Annotated in this window: 5 protein-coding genes and 1 tRNA gene; all 6 read right to left on the bottom strand. The window is 66.8% G+C overall.

The features are described from left to right. Positions 1–101: hypothetical protein (locus Q7T09_RS12540; protein WP_304700084.1), on the bottom strand; the 101-nt coding region annotated here is incomplete at its 3' end. A 178-nt stretch (positions 102–279) separates the two neighbouring features. Then, the gene (gene lptB / locus Q7T09_RS12535; protein ID WP_304700082.1) at positions 280–1,038 is read right to left on the bottom strand and encodes an LPS export ABC transporter ATP-binding protein; all 759 of its coding nucleotides are present in this window, start codon (positions 1,036–1,038) and stop codon (positions 280–282) included. 8 nt (positions 1,039–1,046) lie between these two features. After that, positions 1,047–1,607 carry an LptA/OstA family protein gene (locus Q7T09_RS12530; protein WP_304700079.1) on the bottom strand — a complete coding sequence of 187 codons (561 nt, stop codon included), beginning with the start codon at positions 1,605–1,607 and terminating at the stop codon, positions 1,047–1,049. Positions 1,608–1,644: 37 nt separating this feature from the next. After that, positions 1,645–2,265, bottom strand: a complete 621-nt coding sequence (lptC, locus tag Q7T09_RS12525) for an LPS export ABC transporter periplasmic protein LptC (protein ID WP_304700078.1) — start codon at positions 2,263–2,265, stop codon at positions 1,645–1,647. Between the two features lie 7 nt (positions 2,266–2,272). Beyond that, positions 2,273–2,890 carry a ribonuclease D gene (locus Q7T09_RS12520; protein WP_304700076.1) on the bottom strand — a complete coding sequence of 206 codons (618 nt, stop codon included), beginning with the start codon at positions 2,888–2,890 and terminating at the stop codon, positions 2,273–2,275. Between the two features lie 51 nt (positions 2,891–2,941). Further along, a tRNA-Leu gene (locus Q7T09_RS12515) sits at positions 2,942–3,028 on the bottom strand. Positions 3,029–3,070: the final 42 nt, after the last annotated feature.

The following is a 3,070-nucleotide window of genomic DNA, read 5'->3' as shown; positions in this document are numbered from 1 at the left end:
TCCATGTTGGAGAGCTGCAGCAGCTTGATGGCCTGCTGCAGCTGGGGGGTGATCACCAACCCCTGGCCTTGCCGCATCTCTAAACGCGCGCCGAGCGCCAAAATCGCCTCCTGGCCTGTTTCTTGCTGGACAGGCTAGGCGCGCATTCACGAGTGATTGGTTAACCGGGCCGCGACCTTTTGGTTAACCATGATTTTTTCCCCTATTTTGGGGGATGCAGGCTTGTAGCGCTCGAACCAGGCCAGGAGTGTCGCGGCCTTGGAGGCCGCTTGCGCCGGATCAGCCGAAGCGTTCGCCCAGATAGACGCGGCGGACCTCGGGATCGTCGACGATCTCCGTCGGCGTGCCCTCGAACAGCACCTCGCCCGCATGGATGATGGCCGCGCGATCGATGATGTCCAGGGTCTCCCGGACATTGTGGTCGGTGACCAAGATGCCGATGCCCCGGCTCCTCAGGAAGGCGATCACCTCGCGAATATCGGAGATGGCCAGCGGATCGATGCCGGCGAAGGGTTCGTCCAGCAGCATGAAGGAGGGCTCGCTGGCGAGCGCCCGGGCGATCTCCACCCGGCGGCGCTCGCCGCCGGAGAGCGAGATGGCCGGCGCCTTGCGCAGATGTTCGATGTGCAGGTCGGTGAGCAGCTGGGTGACGGTGGTCCGCGCCTGGTCAATGTCCTTGGCCCGCAGCTCCACCACCGCCATGACGTTCTCCTCCACCGTCATCCCCCGGAAGATGGAGGTCTCCTGCGGCAGGTAGCCGACGCCCATGCGGGCGCGCTGGTACATCGGCTGGGCGGTGATGTTCTCGCCGTCGAGATAGATCGCGCCGTAGTCCACCGGGATCAGGCCGGTGATCATGTAGAAGCAGGTGGTCTTGCCCGCGCCATTGGGGCCCAGGAGGCCCACGACCTCGCCGCGGCGCAGGCGCAGCGTCACGCCCTTCACCACCGGGCGCCCACGGAAGGACTTGCCGATATTATCGACCACCAGCCCCTCGCCGGCGAGACCGGGGAGCGCGACGAAGCTTTCGGACTTCACCCCGGCCCCTAGCGCCGCGCGGCGGGCTGTCCCGCCTGCTGCTTGGGATAGATGACGGTGCGCACCCGGCCGGGCTTGTTGCGGCCCTTCACGCCGCTCTGCATCTGGGCGTCGCCGGTGGAGACCTTGATCACCAGCTTGGAGCCCCGCAGGACGTTCTGGGCCTGGGCGGCCACCACGTCACCGGTGATGGTGATGGTGTCGGCCACCGCGTCATAGACCGCCGCGTCGCCGCGCACTCGTTGCTGAGGGGTGACATAGTAGACCGAACCGGTGGCCTCCATGCGGTCGAGCTGGTTGCCGCAGCTGGCCCCGGCCTGGCCGGTTCCGCCCGGCTTGGCCGAGGGATTGGGCTTGTAGAAGATCTTCAGGACGTCAGCCCGCAGGCGCACCGTGTCCTGCAGCGCCTCGGCGCCGCCGGAATAGGTGGCCAGGCACTGGGCGTTGATCACTTCCAGCTCGTCGGCGGTGATGTCCACCGGCGCGTCGGAGTTCTGCGCCAGTTGCGCCGCGGCCGGTCCGGCCATCAGCAGCCCGCAGGCCAGTGCGCCCATCGCCCAATGCTTCATCGTCGCTAGCCTGATCATGCCCATGCCGTTCGAAAGTCTAGTGCGACTCGACGCGCGTATGCACGCCGCCCTTGAACACCATGCGTTCGCCCTTGTCGTAAACGCCATAGGACTTCGCGATGATTTCTCCAAGCGCGCCGGCGCCCCGGATCTCGCCCGCGCCCTCCAGCTCGCCAGTCGCGGTATTGAAGATGGAGGTGGCGGTGGAGAAATTCACGTCCCCGCCGTTCAATTTCACGCCCCCCTCGAGATTCAGCACCCGCTTGTCTTCGCGATAGACCCCGGCCTTGGCCGAGATCCGGGTGGGGCGCGGCCCCTCCTCGTCGAGGATCAGCATCGGGGTGTCCAGCATGACCCGCTGATAGTCCTTGGGATCTCGCACCGCGACCTTGGCGGTGAGCACGAAGGCCCGGCCCTTGTCATCGCGGCCGAGGAAGCGGGGATTGACCAGCTGGATGGGCGCGTCGGCGTCCTGCGGCTTGTCCTTGGACCCGGCGATCGTGGTCTGGATCACGAAGCCCGCCATGGAGAGGAGGATCAGGCCGATGATCGCCGGCAGGATGACCCGCAGCCGGCGGATCAGCCGCGAGCGCTTGCGCCAGCGCTCGAAGTCGGCGCTGAGCTGGGGATAGGTCCCCTCGGCGAAGGCGGCGGTCACCGCGGCCTCACATATGGGCGAAGATGTCGACCTCTTCCCAGCCGGCCACATCGAGCAGGGCGCGGTGAGGCAGGAAGTCGAAGCAGGCGCGCGCCAGGTGGTCGCGGCCCTCGCGCGCCAGCATGGCGTCCAGGCGGTCCCGCAGGGCGTGCAGGTGCAGGACGTCGGAGGCGGCGTAGGCGATCTGGTCGTCGCTCAGCTTGGCGGCGCCCCAGTCGGAGCTCTGCTGGGCCTTGGACATGTCGATCCCGGCCAGCTCCTTGGAGACGTCCTTCAGGCCGTGGCGGTCGGTATAGGTCCGCGCCAGCTTCGAGGCGATCTTGGTGCAGTAGACCGGGGCCGTGACCACGCCCAGGTGCAGATAGAACATGGCGATGTCGAAGCGGCCGAAGTGGAAGATCTTCGTCACCGCCGGATCGGTCAGCAGGGCCTTGAGGTTCGGGGCGTCATAGGTCGACCGGTCCAACTGGACCAGATGGGCGTCGCCCCTGCCGTCGGAGATCTGCACCACGCAGAGCGGGTCGCGGCCGAGCCGCAGGCCCATGGTCTCGGAATCGACCGCGACCGAGGTCGCGCCGGCGAAGGCGCCCTTGGGTAAATCGCCGATGTGCAGATGATTCGCCAAGGTCGCCTCGCTCCGGCGCAAACTAGATCCTCTCCCATATAGGGAGAGGGATGGTGCCCAGGAAAGGACTCGAACCTTCACGGCCGTTAAGCCACTGGCACCTGAAGCCAGCGCGTCTACCAATTCCGCCACCTGGGCCCGATCCACCGGATCGCGCGAGGGGGGTTCCTTAGGGCGCCG

This window comes from Phenylobacterium sp. (assembly GCF_030645195.1).
In the GTDB taxonomy this organism is placed as follows: Bacteria; Pseudomonadota; Alphaproteobacteria; order Caulobacterales; family Caulobacteraceae; genus Phenylobacterium.
Note: the sequence above shows the minus strand (reverse complement) of the source record. Positions and strands in the feature narration are given on the sequence as shown.